Raw genomic sequence first — 25268 nt, 5'->3', positions numbered from 1 at the left:
CTCATCCGAACGACCTACTGAACCCTCCCCGACAACCCCTGCGTAGGCCCTAACCAAAATCCAAAATCCAAAATCACTCCTGTCTCAGCGCCGCCGCAATATTCATCCGCCCCAGCCGCAGCGCCGGATACAGACCCGCCAGCAACGCAGCGGCGATCGCCACCAGCCACGCCTGCCAGAAATAGCGGGCTTCCAGCGCCATTTGTAGCGTCCAGCCAAAGGAACGCACGTTAATCACATAAATCAAAATCCAGGCGAGGACAAAGCCCAGCGGCATCGCAAACACGCCCGCCAGCGTCCCCATCAGCCCCGTTTCCAGCAGCGTCAGCCGGCCCAACTGGCTGGGGGTCATGCCGGTGGCGCGGAGGATGCCCAATTCCCGCGTCCGCTCCAGTTGCAGGCTCATGAGCGTGCTGAGAACGCCAATAAAGGCCACCACCACCGACAGCAGTTGCAGGGCGCTGGTAATGGCAAAAGTGCGGTCAAAAATCTCCAGCGATCCCTGCCGCAGGCTGCGGTTCGACTGCACCAGCAAATCCTGCCGCCCCTGGAAGTGCGATCGAATATCCTGCACCATCGCTTCCACATCGACACCGGGCTGGGTGAATAGCCCCAGCGACGCGATGCGGTCGTCCTGCCACAGGTTCCGGTACACGTCGTCATCCAGGATAATCGTGCCGCGATCGGAGGAATAGTCGTAGAATACCGCCAGGACGGGAAACGGGCGATCGCCCACTGGCGTTTCCAGCGTGATCGTCTCCGGCGGCGCGGGCAGGTTTTCTCGACGGATCAGCGCTTCGGAAATAATCGCGCCCTCGCCCGCACTCAGCGCCATCCAGGGGTCGGGTTCCAGCCCCGGACGAATCCAGGCGTAGGGCCGCTTGCCCTGAGATACGTCCCCATCGGCGGAGATCAGCTTTGCATTGCGGTCAAAGTCCACCACGCGCACATCGGCATCGTTGTAGCTGACGGCAAAACGCAGCCCGTCCCACTGCCTCAGCGACTCCACGACCTGAGGATCGAGCTTCCCTAGCACGCGATTGGCTGTAGTCGTGGGTGGCGACACGTAGATATCTGCCTGGAGCGTCTGATCCAGCCATTCCACCACCGTCCCCCGGAACGAGCCAATCATCACCGATACGCCGACAATCACCGACACCGACACCATCAGGGCGGCGATCGCCACGGAGGTTCGGCTGAGCGATCGCAAAATATCCCGTGGAGCCAGTCGCCCCACCACGCCAAACAGACGGTAGCCCGCTGGCGCTAGTCCCCGCATCAGCAGGGCGATCGCAGGCGGCACCAGCAGCGCAGCCCCCAGCAACACGGCAAAGAGTCCGGCAAAGGCGGCCACCAGCCCCCCCGACGACCACCGCAGCAGGGCCACGCCAGCAAGGGAAAACCCAACCCAGCCCAGGGTCAGCATGGGCAGCAGCTTTTGCACCTTGCCCTCCAGGGTCGATCGCTGCAACGTGAGCGTCGGCGTGGTGTTCATCGCCTCCAGCGCGGGCAACGCAGAGGCAGACAGCGCCGCCGCAACGCCAATCACCAGACCCTTGGCGATGGTGGCGTTCGATAGGGTGACCTGCTGCACCGATACGACAAAGTAAAAATCATTAATCGTCTGGGTGATTAGCCCCACAATGCTGCGGCCCAGCACAATGCCTAGCCCCACGCCAAGCAGAGAGCCGATGACGCTAAACAGCGCCGCTTCGCCCAAAATCAGGGCAAAGAGCTGTCCCCGCGTCGCACCAATGCAGCGCAAAATGCCGAATAGGGGACGGCGCTGCACCACGCTGAAGGTGACGGTGTTGTAAATCAAAAACATGCCCACCACCAGCGCCAGCAGGCTGAGGGCCGTAAGATTGAGTTCAAAGGCGGCCGTCATTTGCTGCACGGCGTTTTTCTGAGCTTCCGCCGTTTCCAGCTTCAGGCCAGCAGGCAGGGCGGCTTGAATTGCGTCGATCTCAGCAGGAGAGGGGGCGATCGCATCGATATAGCTCAGCCGCCCCGTCTGTCCCAAAAGTTCCTGCGCCGTGGCAATGTCGGCAAACAGCAGCGTGCTGAGGGCGCGGCGGTTGAGGGAATCATCGGACTGGACAAGGGCAACAGCGGTGACCTCTCGATGCTGGCCGGCGATGTCCAGATGCAGCGTATCCCCCAGTGCCACCCCGTACTGCTGGGCGACATCCTGGGACAGCACAATCGCCTGGGGATTGGTGAGCAACTGCACCGAAGCCGCGTCCAGGCTTTCGCCCTCCGCCCCAAAGTAGTTGCGAAAGGGCGATTCTGCCAGCACGTCTACCCCCACCAGGCGCATCGGCTGAGCGCCCAGTTCATCCGCCAGCACGTAGCCCTCCACCACGGGCGCGAGGGGAATGCGGGGGGCGGCGCGGTGCAGATCAGCATACACCGTTTCGGGAATGCCCGTGGGGGCGATCGCCTCGATGCGGTGGGTGGCGCGGCCGGTAATTGCGTCAGTAGACAGGGCAAAGGCCCGCTGTGCCGAACCGTTCGCCAGATCAATCGACACCATCATGGCAACGCCGAGGGCAATCCCCAAAATGCAGAGGAGATATTGCAACGGGCGCTGCCGAATCCGCTGCCACGCCAAGCGCCAGAGAGGGGCGTTGGACACCCCTGCCGTCATGCCACTACTCGTCATGCCATTAGCCGTCATGTCGCTACTCGTGATGCCGCTACTCGCCATGCCGCTACTCGTCATGCCACCACTTCCTCGGCGAGATCGGGATGTCACGATCACGGGAATCAGATGCCCGTCTTGAACCCGCAACACGCGGTCGGCGTATCGGGCAATGTCGGGGTTATGGGTCGCCATGATTAGGGTTTTGCCCTTCGTGCGGGTGAGACTGAGCAATAACTCCAACACCTGCTGCCCCGTCTCCTCGTCCAGGTTGCCCGTCGGCTCATCCGCCAAAATGACCTGCGGATCGTGGGCCAGGGCGCGGGCGATCGCCACTCGCTGCTGCTGCCCGCCGGATAACTTATCTGGATAAGTCTCTAGGCGATCGCCCAGCCCCACCTGCTGCAAAAGCTGGAGCGCCGACTGACGCGCCACCGCCGGAGACTGGCCCGCCAACTCCTGCGGCAGGGTGACATTTTCCAGCACCGTTAGCGTCGGAATTAGGTTGAAAAACTGGAAGACGAATCCGATGCGATCGCGCCGAAACAGGGTGCGCGATTTCTCGTCCAGTTCCGTAATGGCCAAATCATTGATGCGAATCGTGCCCCCAGACGGCTGATCGATGCCGCTAATCAGGTTCAGCAGCGTACTCTTGCCGCTGCCGCTGTGCCCCAGCAGCACGACAAATTCTCCAGGGTCAAACTGCAAATTGATGCCATTCAGCACCTTCCGCGTCACGTCGCCTTCCTGAAATTCTTTGCAGAGATCCTTTAGCTCGACCCTGGCCCCCTGAGCAGGCGAGGCGCTTTCGAGGGCGATCGCAGGTTTAGCCGAGGCAAACAGACCAGACCACCAGGAACTTGCTGACATAGGGACACCGTGAGATATCGTGGAACACCGTCTAGAATGACGCTAGCAAGCCTTCTGAGAAAGCTCTTAAAGAATCTTAACGTAGATCGCCGGACAAGTCTTCTGCTTTGGGCAACAGCCCCTCAAAGTTTCCCCACTCCAATCACAATCGGCTTCTTGCAAAGCGTTGCTTATGAAGCATGACCTACAAGACGATGAATTAAGACGATAAATCTGGGATCTGCCTGGTTTTGAATTGATTCAGAAGAACGGAGAGAGCGTTGTGGATAATCCATTTCCCGGAATGAATCCTTATCTGGAACATCCCCAACTTTGGCATCAGGTTCATAATCGCTTGATTGTGGCGATCGCAGATGACCTCACACCCCAAGTTGCGCCTCGCTACCGGGTCGCCATCGAAGAGCGAGTTTACCAGAGCATTGACGACTCCTTATCAGTTGGCTTGGTGGGCATTGCTGATGTCGCTTTGACTCGCTGCTCTGCGGATGATATCGAGCCATCCAGCCAAATCGCCCCTGCCAGCAAAAAAACTCCGATTCCAGTTCAGGTTCCTGTGCCACAAGAGGTGGTCGAGCGATTCTTGGAAGTGCGCTCTACCCAAACCGGAGAGGTTGTCTGTGTGATTGAGATTTTGTCTCCCAAAAATAAACGGAATAAGGATGGACGAGCGGCCTACATTAGCAAGCGCCAGAAAATCTTAGGCTCCAGCACTAGCTTAGTCGAGATTGACTTGTTGCGAGAGGGAGAGCCAATGCCCATTCTGGGTGCAGCAGACTCGCTGTACCGCATTCTGATCAGTCGAGCAAGCCATCGCCCCATCGCCGATCTTTACGCTTTCGAGTTGCAAGACCCAATTCCTGCAATTCCTATTCCGCTGCTCGTTCATGACCCAGAACCCGTGGTCAATCTGCAACGCATCCTGAATGACGTATATCGACGTGCCCGCTTTGACCTAGCAATTGACTATACCCAACCCCCAAAACCCGCGTTGCGCCCCGAAGATGAAGCGTGGGTGCGTGAGATTTTGCAGCAAGCCGACTTGGAGAATCCGGTCTAAGGCGATTTGTCTTAGAGTGCTTCAAAGCGAAGTATTAGGGCAGTGCTTCTGCGGCTTTTCGGGCCAGTTTGGCGTAGGTTTTGGCAGTTTCGTAGCGCAGTCCCAAGTCTTCGGCAATGTCTTGCAGCGATTCGCCCAGTTCGCGCCGGGCCAGGATGGTGGCCCAAGTTTCGGCGATCGCCATTGCTCGTTCTCCTCCAGTGCGCTTACGTTGCGTCAGGAAATGCTCAGTAAGGGCGGCAATTCGCTGAGCCAGCAGGTCTTGCAGGGTAGACTGGGGGGCTTCGGTTTCGGCAGACGACCAGCCCAAGCGGGTTTGCCCCAGCCCAAAGGTCGTTTTGTGCCCAGTGCCGCAATAGGGAGCGAGGCGGCCCAGCGCCATAAACAACTGCACATATTCGGAGTCTTCTAGCGCTGTCTTACTTAAGCTTATCTCAATCGCTCCGGTAAATCCCGTCACCGAGCCGCGCTTGCCTGCGACTGTTTTGACAGACTGCAAGTGATGGCGGGTGATGATTACTGATCGATCGATCCAGTCCAGAAAATCTTCCTGGTCATACTCAACCTCTGAAAAATCATTCCAGCGGCGCAAGTAGCTGTGGAATAAGTTAACGGGCACAGGCAGTGGAAAGTGATGTTTGTGGCGGCGAAAGCTGGTGGGCGAGAGGAAAGAGAGGGCGATCGCCGGATTGGGCGGAATCGCCACGTCAAACAACTGCTCATAAGTAGTGGGCGGATGGACGGAATTGGTCAGTCCCCAGTCGAGTATTCTGAGCGGTGCGCCCCGCAGGTCGATGGTTTGGGGAGGCTGCCGCAGCCAGTCTGTGAGCCAGGTGACGACGGGTTGCGAGAGGGCAGTAATCGTCCAGGTATAAGGGCGATCGCCCCTGAGCCTTGGGCTGCCGCCGGGGGCAATTTCCACGCCTTGCAGCGCAGAAATTGTAAAGGGTTTTTCGGACTCGCCATCGTGCAGATAGGCAGATAACTCCGGATTCATCTGGCGCACCTGGTCGAGCAACCAGGCATGAAGCCCAATAGTGTATTGCGGATAGAGCGTGCTGTCGGCATAGGGCTGAAGCTGGAGCGTCAGGCCGACCAATTGCGTGTCTGCGGGCCAGTTTGCCGCAGCAGGGGTTTTTTGAACCGTGGCGCGAGGGCGGGGCATAGATGCCAGGGAAACTCAGCAGTGTTTGCGTTTCATTTTAATCCCCCACGGGGATTTGGTAGTGGGAATTGGGGATTGGGTGCTGGGCGATCGCCCCATTGATTGGAAAGGGAGCTTTCCAGCAGGGATCTATTCTGTGGTCAGTTGCGTTCAATGCTCCACCTACAGGATGCCCCAATCGAAAAAGCCCCAGCCCTCTATGTCTTAGTTTTCTGATGCTGTTGCGCCAAACCAGTTCCACTGACCGCGCCTTAGTTGACTGATTCCGTTGCGCTAAACCAGTCCTGCTCACTGCAAACGCTTAACTCCCGATTCGGTACTTTCAAAAAATAGGAACACCACTATGAACTATCAACGCTTGGTCAGTCGAGTTTCCCTGATGTGCCTAGCGATCGCGCTCATGGAAGGGCTGAATCCGCTCGCGGCGAAAGCAGAGCCAGTACGCCCCCTTTATGCTGGAGAGGCCAATTGGGCAACATTAACAATTAATAGACCAGGAAGCTACATCCTCGAAGTAAGCTCCGCACTTGGCGATGTGGATGTAGAACTCTACGACCCCACAGGTCGGCAATTTGCTCGGGGTCGTCGATTTGGAAACGAAACCATTTTCTTCAATGTTCCCGCCGGTGCAGAAGGTGTTTTTCGAGTGCGCTACAGTATGCCGTTTTGCGTCAATCCACTGGGGGCTTGTAATGTAAATATCAACATATATACCCAATAGGAAGAGGGAAGAACGAAGAACGAAGAGGGAAGAACGAAGAGGGAAGAACGAAGAGGAAAGAACGAAGAGGGAAGAACGAAGAGCGAAGGGATTCTAGGCGAGATCCGGTTTTCCTTTTCGTTTTTCATTTTTCATTTTTCGTTCTTCCTTTTTCCTTCTTCTCTTTTCATCGTTTCGCCCGGTTAGAGAGGGTTACAAAGATTGCGATGAGTTCACTTGCCTCGTTCATCAGGCTGCTGATTTTTTGGGGAGCAACCAGCCCAGCGTCGGTCAATAACTCTAGCCAGTAGATTGCTTCTTCGAGTTCTTGTAGCCCAACGCCTACTTTGCTGATGTACTCAGATTTTGACCTAGAGCGAACTGCTTCTCGATAGTGGGCACCGACAGAGGTTCCGCTGCGGAGTAGCTGTTTACCCAAAACCTGAGCTTCGGTGCTTTTGGGCAAAGCGGTATACACCTTGATAATCCGCATGGCAAAGGCTTTCGTGCGCTGTCGCAGGTCTTCTTTGGGAAATTCGGGCATGGCGGTAGGGAGAGGCACTTACCTGTTTAAAGTGCCCAAGGGAAGAGGGAAGGAGGAAAAAGGAAGAACGAAGAGCGAAGAACGAAGAGCGAAGAACGAAGAGGGAAGAAGGAAGAGGGAAGAAGGAAGAGCGAGGCGATTCTGGGCAAATCCAGTTTCCTTTTTCGTTTTTCGTTTTTCGTTCTTTCCCAAAGCTTTCCGTCCCCTTGCGGGGAAGTGGTGGGGGAGAAGGGAAAAACGAAGAACGAAGAGGGAAGAACGAAGAACGAAGAGGGAAGAACAAAGAACGAAGAGGGAAGAACGAAGAGGGAAGAACGAAGAGCGAGGCGATTCTGGGCAAATCCAGTTTCCTTTTTCGTTTTTCGTTTTTCGTTCTTTCCCAAAGCTTTCCGTCCCCTTGCGGGGAAGTGGTGGTGAAAGTGGGGGAGACAATACCGGACGAGTGGTTCACCCTAGTGTTTCAGTCCCCTTGCGGGGAAGTGGTGGTGAAAGATATCTAGAAGGTCGCTTAGGCGATGAATTCCGTGTTTCAGTCCCCTTGCGGGGAAGTGGTGGTGAAAGTACTGCGGCACCAGCAACGTGAACGTGACGGACGCAAAAAGTTTGTTTCAGTCCCCTTGCGGGGAAGTGGTGGTGAAAGTCAAGAGATTCGCCAATATCTGGAAGGTCGCTTAGGCGATGAATTGTTTCAGTCCCCTTGCGGGGAAGTGGTGGTGAAAGTTTCGTCGGCGACGATTTCAGCCAATGCGTTCTCGCTGTCGTTTCAGTCCCCTTGCGGGGAAGTGGTGGTGAAAGAAAGCTGACAGCTTTAAAGATCTTGAACAGACAGGACCAGTTTCAGTCCCCTTGCGGGGAAGTGGTGGTGAAAGTGGTAGGCGTTGCCCTTTGGGGAGTCCTCAACTACTACCAGATGGTGGTTTCAGTCCCCTTGCGGGGAAGTGGTGGTGAAAGATGATTCTGCTGGACAATAACGCCCCCTCTGCTGTGGGCTGTTTCAGTCCCCTTGCGGGGAAGTGGTGGTGAAAGGTTTTTAATCATCATCCCAGATTGTTCACCGAAATCTCTGCAGGTTTCAGTCCCCTTGCGGGGAAGTGGTGGTGAAAGGGGACTATCAAAGACGCGGGCGATGCCCAGAAAATGCGTAGGTTTCAGTCCCCTTGCGGGGAAGTGGTGGTGAAAGCTTGATAACCCGCTGGTTAAAGCTGCCACGTCGAGAGGTGTGTTTCAGTCCCCTTGCGGGGAAGTGGTGGTGAAAGAAGTGATCGCACAGTACGGCGGACCTGAACAAGTTTGCCAAAAGTTTCAGTCCCCTTGCGGGGAAGTGGTGGTGAAAGTTGACAAGAACTTCTTGCGATCGCCCTCATTCATCTTGTTTCAGTCCCCTTGCGGGGAAGTGGTGGTGAAAGCCGCTACGCTGTCGAATTTCCCTGAGTTTGATATTCAGGTTTCAGTCCCCTTGCGGGGAAGTGGTGGTGAAAGCAGAGGTACTTAAAAGTGATCGCACAGTACGGCGGACCTGTTTCAGTCCCCTTGCGGGGAAGTGGTGGTGAAAGCATTTACTTGCTTCAACTGCGCCTCAACCTGCTCGTAGTCGGTTTCAGTCCCCTTGCGGGGAAGTGGTGGTGAAAGTTGTGCAGATAGTCGGTCGGGAGCCACTAGGATCAGCGTTTCAGTCCCCTTGCGGGGAAGTGGTGGTGAAAGACAAACGGCTGGCGCACCTCATGCGGCAGGGTCGAGAGTAAGAAAGTTTCAGTCCCCTTGCGGGGAAGTGGTGGTGAAAGTAAAAAACCAGGGCTGGCATCCCAAGCCGGGATGCGAAAAGTTTCAGTCCCCTTGCGGGGAAGTGGTGGTGAAAGTTGGCATCCCAAGCCGGGATGCGAAAATCTTGATGTGTGCCGCTACTGGTTTCAGTCCCCTTGCGGGGAAGTGGTGGTGAAAGCCGTGATGGCGCTTACGCTATCACGAGGACCAAAATTAAAAACCAGGGTTGGCGGTTTCAGTCCCCTTGCGGGGAAGTGGTGGTGAAAGCGGGAACGCCCCGCTTTTGACGGGGGCGATCGCCGCGAAACCGTTTCAGTCCCCTTGCGGGGAAGTGGTGGTGAAAGTATGCGCGGACATCTCTTTGCTTCTAAATGAAGGTGTTTCAGTCCCCTTGCGGGGAAGTGGTGGTGAAAGCGTGCCCCGTCCGTGATGGGCTTTCCAATAGCTGGCGTTTCAGTCCCCTTGCGGGGAAGTGGTGGTGAAAGGAATCATAATGAGTCGCCTAATGAGTCGCCTGCGACGCGAGTTTCAGTCCCCTTGCGGGGAAGTGGTGGTGAAAGCCTACGACAACTTATAACACCGATGACCGTGATCCACAAGGGTTTCAGTCCCCTTGCGGGGAAGTGGTGGTGAAAGGGGACTAGAACGAAGGGGGCTTGCTTTTTTCTGAAAAGTTTCAGTCCCCTTGCGGGGAAGTGGTGGTGAAAGCAACTACGGCACGCCGGGTTATTTCCGGTGTGTGCTGAGCGATGTTTCAGTCCCCTTGCGGGGAAGTGGTGGTGAAAGGGTCTACGCCTGCATGGCGACGGCTGCCTCCACCTCTGTTTCAGTCCCCTTGCGGGGAAGTGGTGGTGAAAGCACCTTTGCCGCGAGTTTTGGCGGCCATCCCGTCGTCAAGGTTTCAGTCCCCTTGCGGGGAAGTGGTGGTGAAAGATCAAATCATAACGAGGACAACATTCAAAAACCAGGGTTGGCGGTTTCAGTCCCCTTGCGGGGAAGTGGTGGTGAAAGGTGATCCTTGAGATCGCTGACGGCACCAAATCGGTGTCACGCATGTTTCAGTCCCCTTGCGGGGAAGTGGTGGTGAAAGCTTGAAAGTAATCACGCAATACGGCAGACCTAAACAAGTTGTTTCAGTCCCCTTGCGGGGAAGTGGTGGTGAAAGTGCATGGGCAGGTCTGCCATCAGCCCCTCAATGGTTAGCGTTTCAGTCCCCTTGCGGGGAAGTGGTGGTGAAAGTTAAATCTCGGATCTCATCGGTGCCGCCAAACCGGGCCGCGATGTTTCAGTCCCCTTGCGGGGAAGTGGTGGTGAAAGCTGGACGTGCGGGTCAAACGCAAACCAGTCTGATATCCCGCCGTTTCAGTCCCCTTGCGGGGAAGTGGTGGTGAAAGCAGCCGGGAGTCTGGCGTTATCCCACACGTCGCCGTCTGCGTCGTAGTTTCAGTCCCCTTGCGGGGAAGTGGTGGTGAAAGTTGATCCATAAGGGCTTTTGCCGCCTTACGGTTTTGTTTCAGTCCCCTTGCGGGGAAGTGGTGGTGAAAGCCGACTACCCCGACGAGCTAGAGTCGCTCATCTACCAAGTTTCAGTCCCCTTGCGGGGAAGTGGTGGTGAAAGTCGGAACATCAACCGATTCAACCCCCCAGAGCGTGTTTCAGTCCCCTTGCGGGGAAGTGGTGGTGAAAGTTGGATCAACTATTTGGAGAACTTTCATGACTTCGTTTCAGTCCCCTTGCGGGGAAGTGGTGGTGAAAGCCGATGCTAACGTGGGTGACATCACAGTTACTCCTCAGCAGGTTTCAGTCCCCTTGCGGGGAAGTGGTGGTGAAAGACGCCGTGCGCGAACTGGGAAACTCGCTGCAAGAGTTTCAGTCCCCTTGCGGGGAAGTGGTGGTGAAAGCTGAACGTCTCGATCGTTAACGCGATCTTCGCTCAAACGGGTTTCAGTCCCCTTGCGGGGAAGTGGTGGTGAAAGTTGCTTGGGTTTTCCTTCTCGCTGTAGCAGCTTCTGCGTTTCAGTCCCCTTGCGGGGAAGTGGTGGTGAAAGCCAAACGCCGCCGCTTGGCTGTCCCATTGCTGGCGCGTTTCAGTCCCCTTGCGGGGAAGTGGTGGTGAAAGAAGCGGTGTCCCTGTTGCCCGCTGACTCTGCCAAAGTTTCAGTCCCCTTGCGGGGAAGTGGTGGTGAAAGCCAGGTGCGGTTCTCTGCTGTGTGGCACGTTGCTACCCCAAGTTTCAGTCCCCTTGCGGGGAAGTGGTGGTGAAAGTCGACAGAGCGCGATCGCCCGCCGCCTCGTCCACTTCAGGTTTCAGTCCCCTTGCGGGGAAGTGGTGGTGAAAGGGCAGAGTCCAATCTATAAATTTGGGCAACTGATCGAGTTTCAGTCCCCTTGCGGGGAAGTGGTGGTGAAAGAAGCTGACAGTTCTACATGCTTTGCCCCCTCTGGAGCCTGTTTCAGTCCCCTTGCGGGGAAGTGGTGGTGAAAGTCGGACTGTCGTTCAAGGTGCTCGTACTCTCGTCGAAGACGTTTCAGTCCCCTTGCGGGGAAGTGGTGGTGAAAGGACATAATAGCGAATCAGAGGGAAATTGAGGGAAATTATGTTTCAGTCCCCTTGCGGGGAAGTGGTGGTGAAAGTTGTGAGGACGGATGGCAGAAGAAAGGAACACTATCTCTAATCATGGTTTCAGTCCCCTTGCGGGGAAGTGGTGGTGAAAGGATTTGGGGGAAGTCCGGGGCGATCGCACGAGCGTCAGTGTGTGTTTCAGTCCCCTTGCGGGGAAGTGGTGGTGAAAGCAAAAAACTCTGAACGTTACACACCCGTAGGCTCACAGGCTGTTTCAGTCCCCTTGCGGGGAAGTGGTGGTGAAAGTCAATATTTTCTGCAGTAACGAGTCTAAAGAATATACAGTTTCAGTCCCCTTGCGGGGAAGTGGTGGTGAAAGTCCCCAAGAAGCCTTAGATAAACTTATTGAAAGTTTCAGTCCCCTTGCGGGGAAGTGGTGGTGAAAGTATTTTTGTAACTGTAGCGTTTTCGGTAGAATGTTTCAGTCCCCTTGCGGGGAAGTGGTGGTGAAAGAGACTGTACCGGAGAAGATGGTTTTGAGGAAGAAATCGCCCTGAAGTTTCAGTCCCCTTGCGGGGAAGTGGTGGTGAAAGTACACAATAGAACCGGAATGCACATGCATCTAAATAAAAAGTTTCAGTCCCCTTGCGGGGAAGTGGTGGTGAAAGTGTCTACTTCTATCTGTCACTTTGTAGTCTATAATAAAAAAGTTTCAGTCCCCTTGCGGGGAAGTGGTGGTGAAAGACTTCATTGTTCGATTTTCTAACGTGCTTGGAATATTCAGTTTCAGTCCCCTTGCGGGGAAGTGGTGGTGAAAGCTTTTGTTGTCAATAATGCTGATAATGGAACTGCGTTAGTTTCAGTCCCCTTGCGGGGAAGTGGTGGTGAAAGGGATATCCAGAGGTTGTTCATTCTGAGACTTTTTACGGTTTCAGTCCCCTTGCGGGGAAGTGGTGGTGAAAGAGTTCGCTAGTCGTGCCTTTTATCGATGGGGAGATCCGGCACTTTCTCAGAGGTTTCAGTCCCCTTGCGGGGAAGTGGTGGTGAAAGCTAGTGCTAATAACGATTTTGCTATCGATAAACAAGTTTCAGTCCCCTTGCGGGGAAGTGGTGGTGAAAGATACTATTGTTATGTGCAAGGCGTTCCGCCTTCCGTGTTTCAGTCCCCTTGCGGGGAAGTGGTGGTGAAAGATTATGTTTGATAGACCTAACTCAGTAATACTGAGAGTTTCAGTCCCCTTGCGGGGAAGTGGTGGTGAAAGGTTTCTTAAGGTTAAACAACGGAGTAGATGATTTAAAGTTTCAGTCCCCTTGCGGGGAAGTGGTGGTGAAAGATCCTGCCTATAAAGCCTCTACACAAGGCTCAAAAGGTTTCAGTCCCCTTGCGGGGAAGTGGTGGTGAAAGCTGGGATTAATCGGACATCCCAACGTGCCAAGCTACGTTTCAGTCCCCTTGCGGGGAAGTGGTGGTGAAAGAAATGGTGACGTTGTTTTAATTGCAAAAATCGAGGGCAAAAAGTTTCAGTCCCCTTGCGGGGAAGTGGTGGTGAAAGAGATTACGGTACTACATCATGAAAATTGATAAAATCGATTAGTTTCAGTCCCCTTGCGGGGAAGTGGTGGTGAAAGAGCTTATCCTTTAAAGTTCGTGTTTTAGAACTAACGTTTCAGTCCCCTTGCGGGGAAGTGGTGGTGAAAGATTCGCCTACTACGGCAAAAAAATCGGAGTATTATGTTTCAGTCCCCTTGCGGGGAAGTGGTGGTGAAAGATTCTCTAGCTATAGCAGAAGCTAGATCAAATCCTTCAAGTTTCAGTCCCCTTGCGGGGAAGTGGTGGTGAAAGCCTGGAGTCAGAAATTAAACTGTTACCAGGATTCAAGAAGTTTCAGTCCCCTTGCGGGGAAGTGGTGGTGAAAGTTGCACACCTCTAGTATTTAGGAGAGTAACATGGCTAAAGTTTCAGTCCCCTTGCGGGGAAGTGGTGGTGAAAGCACCATTGAGTGGAGGAGTTTTAAAACTCCATCTTGTTTCAGTCCCCTTGCGGGGAAGTGGTGGTGAAAGAAGAAAAGGAATAAAACAAGAATTAGATTTCTATACAGAAGTTTCAGTCCCCTTGCGGGGAAGTGGTGGTGAAAGCATTCTTGGAACTATGATCAATCGAAACTAGTTAATTGTTTCAGTCCCCTTGCGGGGAAGTGGTGGTGAAAGTTCGCAAGATGTGGTGCGGGCGAGTCCGCGATCGCGTTTCAGTCCCCTTGCGGGGAAGTGGTGGTGAAAGGTGATGGCAATTGCTTCCAAGTGATCCAACAGGATCAGAATCTTGTTTCAGTCCCCTTGCGGGGAAGTGGTGGTGAAAGGCGAGGATGCACTCCCCATATTCGGGATATTAGGGTTTCAGTCCCCTTGCGGGGAAGTGGTGGTGAAAGAAGCTCGGCGCTTTCCATGTCTTCGACAGTGTACTCGTAGCGTTTCAGTCCCCTTGCGGGGAAGTGGTGGTGAAAGTCTAGAGCAGAGGCGACGAAATGAGCAGAGATGACGAAATGTTTCAGTCCCCTTGCGGGGAAGTGGTGGTGAAAGAAGACGGAGAGCCTGCTGGCTACTATCAACTTCATCGGTTTCAGTCCCCTTGCGGGGAAGTGGTGGTGAAAGTATATACTCTAGAAGATCTAAGTCATATGACTTATAAAGAGTTTCAGTCCCCTTGCGGGGAAGTGGTGGTGAAAGGTCATCAGGTTAAACGCAATCCCTATGCGTGCTATAAAGTTTCAGTCCCCTTGCGGGGAAGTGGTGGTGAAAGTCATCTTCAGATTCCTGCTCATGATCTTTTTTACTTAGATCATGTTTCAGTCCCCTTGCGGGGAAGTGGTGGTGAAAGCGACCTTCTGGATCAGAAAACGGTAAAGGATTAGTGGCGTTTCAGTCCCCTTGCGGGGAAGTGGTGGTGAAAGATTAAAGGCAGAATATTGGATATACATATATTGAGTTTCTGTTTCAGTCCCCTTGCGGGGAAGTGGTGGTGAAAGTACCCCTTTACCTGTAAATCATGCTTATGTATTTACAGTAGAGTTTCAGTCCCCTTGCGGGGAAGTGGTGGTGAAAGTTCTTTTCCTTCTATATAAATTTTACCTAACCATGTTTTACCAGTTTCAGTCCCCTTGCGGGGAAGTGGTGGTGAAAGTTGAGTAAACTAGTTGAGTAAACTATCGGATTAGGTACTAAAGTTTCAGTCCCCTTGCGGGGAAGTGGTGGTGAAAGGCTTTTCCCCAAACTCGTTTTTCTGCACGAGTAAAAAGCCGGTTTCAGTCCCCTTGCGGGGAAGTGGTGGTGAAAGTCCCTACGACTACCACACTGAATTATATGACCAGATGTTTCAGTCCCCTTGCGGGGAAGTGGTGGTGAAAGAGTACCTATCTAAATTTTTTCCTGTAACACTTTTAAAAAATCGTTTCAGTCCCCTTGCGGGGAAGTGGTGGTGAAAGCTAATCTTGATGCAACGATGTCTCTTGCAGACTTTGCTCTAAGTTTCAGTCCCCTTGCGGGGAAGTGGTGGTGAAAGTTAATCAGCCTTAGTAATGGCCGCTATGATCCTGGGCTTACGTTTCAGTCCCCTTGCGGGGAAGTGGTGGTGAAAGACTTCTAAACCCTCATCGATAACTTCACCATTAAAGTTTCAGTCCCCTTGCGGGGAAGTGGTGGTGAAAGAAAGGCAAGCATACTTATTTACTTATTTACTTATTTACTGTTTCAGTCCCCTTGCGGGGAAGTGGTGGTGAAAGATGCTCTTACTTAAGAGGTTTATTTGAGTCGGATGGTTTCAGTCCCCTTGCGGGGAAGTGGTGGTGAAAGAAATGACCATCCATAGTTTTGACTACAAAATCCATCCGTTTCAGTCCCCTTGCGGGGAAGTGGTGGTGAAAGTCCTAGATCACCTAAAGTTAGGATAACAAGATCAATACCAGTTTCAGTCCCCTTGCGGGGAAGTGGTGGTGAAAGATTATGCCTGGGATGATCATATTAGCAACAGAAGAGTTTCAGTCCCCTTGCGGGGAAGTGGTGGTGAAAGAAGTATTCATTAGAGTATTTTCTAGCGAAAGCTAGGTTTCAGTCCCCTTGCGGGGAAGTGGTGGTGAAAGTATACCTATTTGCGTATGATCTTTTGACCCACTGAGCTTCAAAGTTTCAGTCCCCTTGCGGGGAAGTGGTGGTGAAAGCAGTGTTAACTCTGGTAAACGTAAGCGTGAAGGTGAAGAATATCCTGTTTCAGTCCCCTTGCGGGGAAGTGGTGGTGAAAGCTCTAGGTCTTCAGTCAATAGATCCCAATCAGGAATCGGTTTCAGTCCCCTTGCGGGGAAGTGGTGGTGAAAGAATTGGCCCAGCTTCAGCCTCAAATGGTACCAAAGAAGAAGGTTTCAGTCCCCTTGCGGGGAAGTGGTGGTGAAAGGGAAGTATCAAATATTGTTTCTCCATTTTTATTAGCAGCGTTTCAGTCCCCTTGCGGGGAAGTGGTGGTGAAAGAGTTTATAATTTCTCTATACACATCCAAAGATAAAGTTTCAGTCCCCTTGCGGGGAAGTGGTGGTGAAAGCTGGCACACACATGTTGCGACGTGCGAAGGCGTACTTCCCATGTTTCAGTCCCCTTGCGGGGAAGTGGTGGTGAAAGAATCTAAGCAATCAAATAGTTAAACTTTATATTAATGAAGTTTCAGTCCCCTTGCGGGGAAGTGGTGGTGAAAGGCTGTCTAAGCTCCAATTCAAAGACAGTTGCCTTGTGTTTCAGTCCCCTTGCGGGGAAGTGGTGGTGAAAGCAAGATGGAATCCTTCTGCAAGCTCTTTAGATACAAGTTTCAGTCCCCTTGCGGGGAAGTGGTGGTGAAAGTATATTGGATGAATTAAACCTTGAAGCATTCAGTTTCAGTCCCCTTGCGGGGAAGTGGTGGTGAAAGGCGGTGCGACTTGCCTGCTGAGAACCAGTGCGAAAGTTTCAGTCCCCTTGCGGGGAAGTGGTGGTGAAAGATTAGTAGCTTCTGGCCCCGTATCCTTTATGGAAATATGTTTCAGTCCCCTTGCGGGGAAGTGGTGGTGAAAGGCTCAAGCGATTCGTCTCGATCCAGATGGGTATGGTTTCAGTCCCCTTGCGGGGAAGTGGTGGTGAAAGGATACTTGAATTAAAAGTATCAGCCGCAAGTCTAAAGTTTCAGTCCCCTTGCGGGGAAGTGGTGGTGAAAGGCTACTCATTTGTTTATTGATCTTTGGGTATCTAAAGAAGTTTCAGTCCCCTTGCGGGGAAGTGGTGGTGAAAGTTCTGAGATCGCTGACGCGATCGCAATTGACGAAAACGGTTTCAGTCCCCTTGCGGGGAAGTGGTGGTGAAAGCCTATGTACGGCGCTGCCTGCTGGACTACTACCCCTATGGTTTCAGTCCCCTTGCGGGGAAGTGGTGGTGAAAGTGTCCATATTTTGCAGAACCTGCGTTTCTTCAATGTTTCAGTCCCCTTGCGGGGAAGTGGTGGTGAAAGTATTTGATTTGCTTCTAATAATATAACTACTTATTTGTTTCAGTCCCCTTGCGGGGAAGTGGTGGTGAAAGTTGGTTTTCTGTAAATAATTAGACACATAGTTTCTATCAAAAGTTTCAGTCCCCTTGCGGGGAAGTGGTGGTGAAAGTGGCGATCGCCCGCGAACTGAAGGTTAATCGCTCCACCGTGTGTTTCAGTCCCCTTGCGGGGAAGTGGTGGTGAAAGTTCATAATTTCATTTAATTTATGGCTAGACCTACTTGTTTCAGTCCCCTTGCGGGGAAGTGGTGGTGAAAGATTTATTGCCAAGGAGAATAATATGGCTAGCTCTACTAGTTTCAGTCCCCTTGCGGGGAAGTGGTGGTGAAAGTGCATATGATTCTTTTAATGTGTTTACCGGTTGTGCAGAAAGTTTCAGTCCCCTTGCGGGGAAGTGGTGGTGAAAGACCTAGCTATTTTTATAAGTACAGATAAAGACGGTCTATAGGGTTTCAGTCCCCTTGCGGGGAAGTGGTGGTGAAAGATAAAACAGCCCGCGTCCCGCGAAAACCGCGTAGAAAGTTTCAGTCCCCTTGCGGGGAAGTGGTGGTGAAAGTTTATTTGTAGTTTTGCTTCTGGAGGAACTCTTGATTCAGAGTTTCAGTCCCCTTGCGGGGAAGTGGTGGTGAAAGTAGTGGAACTTTCGGAGCTATTGATTATCAGTACCCGGTTTCAGTCCCCTTGCGGGGAAGTGGTGGTGAAAGTCCATACTTAGAGTCTAGATAGACATCTAATGTTTCAGTCCCCTTGCGGGGAAGTGGTGGTGAAAGAATAATCTCTTTTTGATTAGTCATTGATTTAGGAGTTTCAGTCCCCTTGCGGGGAAGTGGTGGTGAAAGCCCGCCTTTTATGCCGGGAGCCGACCTGATGGTTTCAGTCCCCTTGCGGGGAAGTGGTGGTGAAAGCTTTACTTTAACTAAAAGAGGGTAAAAAATGTACAAAGTGTTTCAGTCCCCTTGCGGGGAAGTGGTGGTGAAAGAAAGCCCGGACGAAATTATTACTGTATAGAGAGTTTCAGTCCCCTTGCGGGGAAGTGGTGGTGAAAGCTCTTATAATAACGGAGGAGTAATAATTTCTGGTTTCAGTCCCCTTGCGGGGAAGTGGTGGTGAAAGTTCCCATATACGGGGTGTTAGGAGAGCGCGAAATAGTGGTGTTTCAGTCCCCTTGCGGGGAAGTGGTGGTGAAAGTTTTTTTTCTAACAGTAGATCAAAATGAAAACTAGTTTCAGTCCCCTTGCGGGGAAGTGGTGGTGAAAGCTGCCTCGATCTCCTGCCGAACCTGGTTGTATAGCGCCCTCAGTTCAGTTTCAGTCCCCTTGCGGGGAAGTGGTGGTGAAAGTTGCAGCAGCTACTAGTGGCCTTATCGGTATTCATAAAGAGTTTCAGTCCCCTTGCGGGGAAGTGGTGGTGAAAGGGTTTATACCTATAGCTATAATCTCATCCACGAAAGTAAAGTTTCAGTCCCCTTGCGGGGAAGTGGTGGTGAAAGTTTTTAATTGCTTGATGTCTTTTTTGAAATCTTTCTCGTTTCAGTCCCCTTGCGGGGAAGTGGTGGTGAAAGCTCATATATTTTAAGCCCCTTCTTCTTCTGGATAAGCTCCTGGTTTCAGTCCCCTTGCGGGGAAGTGGTGGTGAAAGTGAATTAGAATCACTATTCACAGCTTTGATTCTAAAGTAATGTTTCAGTCCCCTTGCGGGGAAGTGGTGGTGAAAGTGGACGGGCGATCGCCATTTATCTATACCCCAAAAACCGCAAGTTTCAGTCCCCTTGCGGGGAAGTGGTGGTGAAAGATCAGTGCGGAATGCATATCCATGTGACTAATTTACTGTTTCAGTCCCCTTGCGGGGAAGTGGTGGTGAAAGTTTATCGGCTTTTTTTTAGCTCACCAACATCTACGGTAATGTTTCAGTCCCCTTGCGGGGAAGTGGTGGTGAAAGGGAAGACCTCCTCAAGCGACAGTTAGAAAACCTAACTTTGTTTCAGTCCCCTTGCGGGGAAGTGGTGGTGAAAGATAAAAAGGAACGCAATACCAATGCGGGCTATACGGCCGTTTCAGTCCCCTTGCGGGGAAGTGGTGGTGAAAGTTGACCAGCGCCCCCGCCAACCCCATCGCCGGCAGCACGTTTCAGTCCCCTTGCGGGGAAGTGGTGGTGAAAGCTTTAGTTCATTAAAATAATTGATAGCAGAGTTTAAAAGTTTCAGTCCCCTTGCGGGGAAGTGGTGGTGAAAGTCTTTTCTCACGATTGCGCTGCTGGAGTTCTGGGAATATTCGTTTCAGTCCCCTTGCGGGGAAGTGGTGGTGAAAGAATCAAAACTCTTTCTAACGAGTATACAGAACTTACTGTTTCAGTCCCCTTGCGGGGAAGTGGTGGTGAAAGTCTACATCCGGACATAGAATATTACGGAGTAGAGATCGTTTCAGTCCCCTTGCGGGGAAGTGGTGGTGAAAGTTCCGGCTGTTGGGTAATATATCCTGCTAAGGAGTGTTTCAGTCCCCTTGCGGGGAAGTGGTGGTGAAAGTCTAACTCAAAGGCGATCGCCCCTCGGCGGTTGCCTTGGTTTCAGTCCCCTTGCGGGGAAGTGGTGGTGAAAGTTTCTGCTATTATATACACGTTAAGTAGTTTTGAAGGTTTCAGTCCCCTTGCGGGGAAGTGGTGGTGAAAGGCTAAGATTCTGTCAGCGGGGAATCTCCTGCTACACGTGGTTTCAGTCCCCTTGCGGGGAAGTGGTGGTGAAAGAGATGAGGAAGAAGAATATTCTATATATGACTATTGTTTCAGTCCCCTTGCGGGGAAGTGGTGGTGAAAGGGCAGGATAGCCGGGTAGGTTTCAGCCAAGGCAGCGGAATGTTTCAGTCCCCTTGCGGGGAAGTGGTGGTGAAAGAATCAAAGAAGAGAAATCACACAAGAACAGCTAAGGTTTCAGTCCCCTTGCGGGGAAGTGGTGGTGAAAGAAAAGAGAGTATTATGCTTTGTCTCCAAAAGAGTTCATAGTAGGTTTCAGTCCCCTTGCGGGGAAGTGGTGGTGAAAGACTCTCTTCTCGAATTTATGACGTGCCTGGAGTATTCGAAAGCGTTTCAGTCCCCTTGCGGGGAAGTGGTGGTGAAAGCATAATTTCATCGGAAACAGGTACTACACCGAATACTGTACATGTTTCAGTCCCCTTGCGGGGAAGTGGTGGTGAAAGTAGGCTTTGGCGCAGACGACGCGCCGAAAATCCGCGTTTCAGTCCCCTTGCGGGGAAGTGGTGGTGAAAGAGTTTTCTAGCGAGCATAAAAAACTACTAGTAGAGTTTCAGTCCCCTTGCGGGGAAGTGGTGGTGAAAGTCTGCTTATCCTCCCAAAGTTTGTTCTAGCACACAAACTTTAAGTTTCAGTCCCCTTGCGGGGAAGTGGTGGTGAAAGAAGATATGGCACTATCTATTAAATATCAAAAAGTTTGTTTCAGTCCCCTTGCGGGGAAGTGGTGGTGAAAGTCTACTCCTTTCTGATCCGACTATAGGTTAGCACTTTAGGTTTCAGTCCCCTTGCGGGGAAGTGGTGGTGAAAGATGAAGCAGTATCTATGAGCTGCAGATATCCCACGGTAGAAGTTTCAGTCCCCTTGCGGGGAAGTGGTGGTGAAAGTCTTCTAATCTGATTAGTCTGAATTCTATTAGACCGAGTTTCAGTCCCCTTGCGGGGAAGTGGTGGTGAAAGACTGCACATATGTAATGAATCCGTTTCTACTTCGTTTCAGTCCCCTTGCGGGGAAGTGGTGGTGAAAGTAGCTAGGGGGATAGGGAAAGGCAAGCTTACTCTTACTTAGTTTCAGTCCCCTTGCGGGGAAGTGGTGGTGAAAGCAAAGACTAGTCCAAGAAATAGATAATTCTAAGTCTAGTATAGTTTCAGTCCCCTTGCGGGGAAGTGGTGGTGAAAGAATCAGTAACAATGATCTCCTTGCCATCTGGAAATAGGTTTCAGTCCCCTTGCGGGGAAGTGGTGGTGAAAGTTAAGGCTCTGCAAGCTCACTCAGATAAGTTTCTGCCCCTGGTTTGTTTCAGTCCCCTTGCGGGGAAGTGGTGGTGAAAGATTTAGAGTTAGAAAATCAGCAGTTAAATATAGACTTGCGTTTCAGTCCCCTTGCGGGGAAGTGGTGGTGAAAGTTGCCTGGGTTTAAATGTGCCGGGCAATATTTCCTAGCAAAAGCTAGTTTCAGTCCCCTTGCGGGGAAGTGGTGGTGAAAGAGTGCCGTCTGAAACCTGCTCCCAGCAATGGCTCGTGAGCGGAAATCGACGGTGGTCATTTTTGGGGTTCAAAAACGACTTTTCTCTCTTAAGACCCTGAATTTTTAGCGCCTGAGATGCCCACTGAATAAGGCATCGACGCTGGTCAACGAAGTTATGCGGCTTTCAAGGATCGGTGGAGATTGGACGATGCCCTCTTGAACTCCATTAACCCGGATTGGTTTCTAAAAGTCAAGCGCTAGAGGATAAAGAAAAAAGAAAGCAGCAAAAAGAGCGATCGCTGATGAATGACTCATCTGGCGATCGCCCTAGATTGTGTCGGAGCGTCCTGAGTTAAAGCAGATTGGCTCTGAAGGTATTAGATGATGTAGGCTCGGGGCGGCGGTTCTGGTGGAGAACTGCCAATCGTCAGGGCTTTGGGCAGGCTGTCGGCGGCAATCCAGTAGAACCGCACATTGTCTTCAGCGGGTTTGACCTGTCGTTTGACTTTTTCGTGGAGCTTCTTCATGTCTGCCAGGGAAATGAAGCACTCAAATACGCTGTATTGCACCCTCCGTCCGTGACCTTCCAAAAAAGTGGCCAGCTTTTGGCGGCGCTTGTCGTCGGGGATGTCGTAGACCACTAGGACTAGCATGATCAGACCTTTGATTTTGGATTGGCGACTTTGGATTTTTGATTGACGACCGGAATTGAAAGCTGGGTTTTAGATCAGGTGGCTCGGATGAAAGGGAGGTAGGGCTGGGAGTTTTGCAGACAGCGCTTGTATTGCTGCACCTGGAGCTGGATGGCTCGACGATAGGAGACAGGCTGCTGCACTGCGGGATGGGCAATTTCTTCCGAAATGCGCTCCTCAAAATGTTTGAGAAAGACTCGGCGAGCGGTGGGGTTTAGATAAATTCCACCTTCGGCGTTGGGGAAGGTGAAATCGGTGGGGCGCAGAATTTTTTTGTTAATCAGCACCATTACCAGGCTATCGACAATGGGCGATCGCCATTCTTCCATCAGGTCAAACGCAAGGTGTGGCTCCTTGCGATCGGAGCGGTGCAGATTGCCCAGGTAGGGATTTAGCCCTTCGGCCAGGATGAGGCTGAGGACGTTGTTAAACAGCAGCGTGTAGCCAAAGCTGAGCAAGCTGTTAACGGGATCTTTGGGCGGGCGGCGGTTGCGCTCTGTCAGGCTAAAGCCGGGGTTGGTGATGAGCTGCCCCAAGGCGGTGAAATAGAGCCGGGCCGACGCGCCTTCATGCCCGCGCATGACATCCAAATCGACCGTTTTGGGGAGGGCGGCGATGTGCTGATCGATGCGATGAATTTTGGCGCGGAGTCCGTCTACCTTGCGCTTGCGATTTAGCCGCAGCAGCAGATGGCGCGAGTTGGTCAGCTTGCCATGCAGGATTTGCTGCGCCATTTTGACCTGAAAGCCAGGATCATGCCGCCGCCCAAACTGGGCCGCCTCGGTCGGCAGGTCGCAAAACTCGCTGCTCCAGAGGTGTCCTTTATAGTCTCCGGCGCGGCTCATAAACACGACGGGAATCTGATGCTCCAAACATTCCGACAGGGCGCTGGTGCTAATTTGCACATTGCCCAGCACCAAAATGCGCCCGACTTCTTTAATGGGAATTTCCAGTATGGGCGGCGGCGCGGTGGTTTTAGATTGGGGATTTTGGGTTTTGGATTTTGGGGTTGGGGGTTGGGACGGGGGCGATTGTGCTGTGATGCTCTCGTTTTCCTCGGTTTCAAACCGGCCGCCCTCGATGACAAAGCGCCCGTGGTCTTTGCGGAGCATCGTGCCTTGGCGAACCAGATACAGCGTAGACATGCCATTCCTCCAAGTCCATTCTTTAGATTCGATTTGCACCGGCTTTTCGTCGCGCACCCGATAGCCCATGACGACATACAGCGGCGGCGGAATCGGCTGCTCTGAGGTTTGGACGGCTGCCAAAAGCGCCTGCTGCATTTGGGTCGCCTGGGGCGGCGGGTCGCTGTAGTGGAGAATCGGCGAGCGCGCTGGATCAGCGGCTTTTTGGGCGATCGCGGCTTCTTCCGTCTGCCGCTGCCGCTTGCTTTTGGGCTGGTCTGGCACGATGAGCGATCGCACGAAGGTATGTCCTAAAAACCGGAAGCCGTCGTTGAAGTGGGTGACGCGGGTTTTGTCGGGATGCAGTTCCAGCCCCATCGTGTCGAGCAACTCTTCTACCAAGTCGTGGGCTTTTTCGATCCGCGCTTTGGACTTAGCCAAAATGACAAAATCATCGGCATAGCGCACCAGCTTGAGTCCGGCCGCCTCAATGGCTTCATCAAAATTATCGAAATACACATTGGCCAAAATGGGCGAAATCACCGCGCCCTGGGGCACGCCTTTATTCGGCAAGATCAGCCCCGACGCGGTAGACACGCCGCTGCCGATCCACCGCTCCACCAAGTGCCCGATCGCCGGATCATGCACCCGCTCTTGCAGCTCATCAAACAGGCGACCGTGCTGAATATTGTCAAAATATTTCACCACGTCGGCATCCAGCACCCAGTCATAGCCCCGTTGTCGCCACTGGTCGATTTGCTGCACGGCGCTTTTGTAGGAGCGGCCGGGGCGATAGGCAAAGCTGCTGTTTTCAAACTGGGGTTCGAGGATGGGATGCAGCAGGTTGAGCAGGGCTTGTTGCACGATGCGATCGCGCACCGTGGGCACGGCCAGCCCGCGCCACTCGGTTTTGGGTGGTTCCCCCGGTTTTAGCTTGGGCTTCTTGGGAATGTGGAGCGATCGCAGCGGCATCGGCTGGTAGGTGCCCGTTTCGATTTGGCGGCGCAGCGTGGTCAGCTTGCGATCGGCATCCTGCTCAAAGGCTTCAACCGTTTCGCCATCCACCCCCGCACAGCCCCGGTTTCGCCGCACCTTGAGCCAGGTCTGCTCAAAGTTTTCTGCCGACAGAAACCGTTGCCAATCCAGTTTGGGCCAATTCAGCGTGGGCCGATCCAGCATGGTGATATCTCCTGAAAGGAAAGAAAAGCTAAAGGTTGCGAGGCAAAACCAGAGCCAGCGATTAGATTTAAGGCTTATGCACTTGAGTCCGATCCCCCCTAGCCCCCCTTAAAAAGGGGGGAACCGAGCCGCCCTCCGGAAGTCCCCCTTTTTAAGGGGGATTTAGGGGGATCTGCTCAAAGTCTCCTGGAGCCTATAAGCCCGATCCCCCCTAGCCCCCCTTAAAAAGGGGGGAACCGACCTGCTCAGCTTTGGCAACTGGTCTGGTTCATGGTTTCAGTTCCTATCTTCAACGGGCTTGGAAGACCCCTCTTCCAAGTGGGTGTAAAACAGTTAGGTATAGACCCGGTATCGACATTGGACATTGAGGTTTGCCCTGCACTCTGCGAAACAACTATGCGAAACACGCTGACTGAAGCCATCACCCAAGCCATCAAGGTTGTGTTTAATGCAGAGACGATTTTGCCGTTTTTTGTGGGGTCGGTTTGCTTAGGAATCTTTGGCAGTGCGGTGTACGACCTGCTCCAGTCGTGGCTGGGTGATGATGCAGTGGCGCTCGTTCGCATTGCGCTGATTTCGCTGCTGATTTTGGTGGGGGCGATCGCCGCCGTGTCGTGGCTGATTTCCCGCCAGATCGCCCTATTACCAACCGACATTCCTTTTGAAGTGCAGCAAAAAAATCTAGATCGAAAGTATCGTGGATTGGTTTTGCTGGTGAGTAATCCAGAAGCCTGCGAAACGGCCATTCGCTTCCATCTGCCCACGCTCAAACGCTGCTGGTTGGTCTGCTCTCGCGAGAGTTTGGAAAAGGCGCGAGAGTTACGTCGCAAATTTCCGAATGTATGTGTGGATGCTCCAATTGTGGTGAACGATATCTACGATCCGCTGCAATTTTACAGATGTGTGAATGAGATTTATCTCACTCGCCTACCCAAGGATCTGCCTGAGCGAGACGTGATTGCAGACTATACGGGCATGACGGCCCACGCCTCTGTGGGCACGGTGCTGGCCTGCATCAACACGGTTCGCCCGCTGCAATATACCCCCGCCCGGACTGATCCAAAAACTGGCAGAGTCATCGGTTCTCTCGATCCGATCCGCGTGACGTTGGGGATGCAGAATGGGAGGCGATCGCATCGGGGCGATCGGCAAAAGGCAAGCTAACTCAGGTGCGCCATCTGCCGTCAGTTTGGGGTGATGCTTTAGA

8 protein-coding genes, 1 pseudogene and 1 CRISPR repeat array are annotated in these 25268 nt (G+C 52.7%); of the genes and pseudogenes, 3 read left to right on the top strand and 6 right to left on the bottom strand.

Going from position 1 to position 25268, the window contains the following annotated elements; all coding sequences use genetic code 11:
- Window positions 1-73: 73 nt before the first annotated feature.
- Together JTM80_RS14935 and JTM80_RS23510 are read right to left on the bottom strand one after the other, a co-directional pair.
- The gene (locus JTM80_RS14935) at window positions 74-2650 is read right to left on the bottom strand and encodes an ABC transporter permease (RefSeq protein ID WP_225906869.1); all 2577 of its coding nucleotides are present in this window, start codon (window positions 2648-2650) and stop codon (window positions 74-76) included.
- A 330-nt stretch (window positions 2651-2980) separates the two neighbouring features.
- A pseudogene (locus tag JTM80_RS23510) lies at window positions 2981-3514 on the bottom strand (ABC transporter ATP-binding protein); the annotation flags it as partial.
- A gap of 262 nt (window positions 3515-3776) precedes the next feature.
- Here JTM80_RS23510 and JTM80_RS14925 point away from each other — a divergent pair.
- Window positions 3777-4571 carry a DUF4058 family protein gene (locus tag JTM80_RS14925; protein ID WP_205369716.1) on the top strand — a complete coding sequence of 265 codons (795 nt, stop codon included), beginning with the start codon at window positions 3777-3779 and terminating at the stop codon, window positions 4569-4571.
- A 34-nt stretch (window positions 4572-4605) separates the two neighbouring features.
- Here JTM80_RS14925 and cas6 read toward each other — a convergent pair whose 3' ends face one another.
- Complete coding sequence (cas6, locus tag JTM80_RS14920; protein WP_172357048.1) at window positions 4606-5736, bottom strand: CRISPR-associated endoribonuclease Cas6; 1131 nt, start codon at window positions 5734-5736, stop codon at window positions 4606-4608.
- Between the two features lie 343 nt (window positions 5737-6079).
- Between cas6 and JTM80_RS14915 the strand changes: the two genes are divergently transcribed.
- The gene (locus JTM80_RS14915; protein WP_172357050.1) at window positions 6080-6457 is read left to right on the top strand and encodes a hypothetical protein; all 378 of its coding nucleotides are present in this window, start codon (window positions 6080-6082) and stop codon (window positions 6455-6457) included.
- Window positions 6458-6623: 166 nt separating this feature from the next.
- Here the strand turns inward: JTM80_RS14915 and JTM80_RS14910 are convergent, their stop codons facing one another.
- The 3 genes from JTM80_RS14910 to cas1 form a co-directional block, all read right to left on the bottom strand.
- Window positions 6624-6998 (bottom strand): four helix bundle protein, encoded by a 375-nt coding sequence (locus tag JTM80_RS14910; RefSeq protein ID WP_255548771.1) that lies wholly within the window; start codon window positions 6996-6998, stop codon window positions 6624-6626.
- Window positions 6999-7365: 367 nt separating this feature from the next.
- Window positions 7366-21085: direct repeats of the CRISPR family, unit length 35 nt; unit sequence GTTTCAGTCCCCTTGCGGGGAAGTGGTGGTGAAAG.
- A gap of 358 nt (window positions 21086-21443) precedes the next feature.
- On the bottom strand, window positions 21444-21719 hold the full coding sequence (cas2, locus tag JTM80_RS14905; protein ID WP_172357054.1) for a CRISPR-associated endonuclease Cas2: 276 nt from the start codon (window positions 21717-21719) through the stop codon (window positions 21444-21446).
- Window positions 21720-21793: 74 nt separating this feature from the next.
- On the bottom strand, window positions 21794-24061 hold the full coding sequence (gene cas1 / locus JTM80_RS14900) for a CRISPR-associated endonuclease Cas1 (RefSeq protein WP_205369714.1): 2268 nt from the start codon (window positions 24059-24061) through the stop codon (window positions 21794-21796).
- A 396-nt stretch (window positions 24062-24457) separates the two neighbouring features.
- Here cas1 and JTM80_RS14895 point away from each other — a divergent pair, with 396 nt between their 5' ends.
- Window positions 24458-25225, top strand: a complete 768-nt coding sequence (locus JTM80_RS14895) for a hypothetical protein (protein WP_205369712.1) — start codon at window positions 24458-24460, stop codon at window positions 25223-25225.
- The last annotated feature ends 43 nt before the right edge of the window (window positions 25226-25268 follow it).

The organism is Thermoleptolyngbya sp. PKUAC-SCTB121, assembly GCF_016919485.1.
Lineage (GTDB): Bacteria > Cyanobacteriota > Cyanobacteriia > Elainellales > Elainellaceae > Thermoleptolyngbya > Thermoleptolyngbya sichuanensis.
Note: the sequence above shows the minus strand (reverse complement) of the source record. Positions and strands in the feature narration are given on the sequence as shown.

What these genes read in the sequence shown, in the direction of transcription:
- cas2 (WP_172357054.1), bottom strand. Translation starts at nt 21,719, where the DNA reads ATGCTAGTCCTAGTGGTCTACGACATCCCCGACGACAAGCGCCGCCAA.
- JTM80_RS14935 (WP_225906869.1), bottom strand. Translation starts at nt 2,650, where the DNA reads ATGACGGCAGGGGTGTCCAACGCCCCTCTCTGGCGCTTGGCGTGGCAG.
- cas1 (WP_205369714.1), bottom strand. Translation starts at nt 24,061, where the DNA reads ATGCTGGATCGGCCCACGCTGAATTGGCCCAAACTGGATTGGCAACGG.
- JTM80_RS14895 (WP_205369712.1), top strand. Translation starts at nt 24,458, where the DNA reads ATGCGAAACACGCTGACTGAAGCCATCACCCAAGCCATCAAGGTTGTG.
- cas6 (WP_172357048.1), bottom strand. Translation starts at nt 5,736, where the DNA reads ATGCCCCGCCCTCGCGCCACGGTTCAAAAAACCCCTGCTGCGGCAAAC.
- JTM80_RS14915 (WP_172357050.1), top strand. Translation starts at nt 6,080, where the DNA reads ATGAACTATCAACGCTTGGTCAGTCGAGTTTCCCTGATGTGCCTAGCG.